The following is a 436-nucleotide window of genomic DNA, read 5'->3' on the forward strand; positions in this document are numbered from 1 at the left end:
GCGACTGCGTCGCATTCTTCTGCAAACTTAGAGCATTCTTCTGCAAACTTAGAGTGGCATCCGAATAAGTTCAGCCAATCCCCTGACCAACTACAAGCTCATAGATGATATTATCCTTGAACTGTCCAAGCGCCTGAAGATCCAGACTCAGCAGGAGTCATTGGCAGAAACATGGAAACCATACATGAGGAATCTTGATACAATCTATACCGATGCAACGTGCTACGAAAGCAGCATGCGTTACCCCACTGACACAAAGTTGCTATGGGAATGCGTAGAGAAGGTATATACAATGATGTGTGAGGCAAGTAAGGAACTCGGCATTCACCGCATGAGGACGAAGTACCTTGATGTTGCCCACGACAACATGGCCTATGTGAAGCAACGCCATCACACCAACAAGCGTACTCGCAGGATGATCCGTCGACAGTTGGAT

At 47.2% G+C, this 436-nt stretch carries 1 pseudogene; it reads left to right on the forward strand.

Annotated elements, in window-relative coordinates:
- Positions 1 to 184: 184 nt before the first annotated feature.
- A pseudogene (locus tag KM934_RS12985) lies at positions 185 to 436 on the forward strand (DDE transposase); the annotation flags it as partial.

The sequence above is a fragment of the Hallella faecis genome (genome assembly GCF_018789675.1).
GTDB lineage: Bacteria > Bacteroidota > Bacteroidia > Bacteroidales > Bacteroidaceae > Prevotella > Prevotella faecis.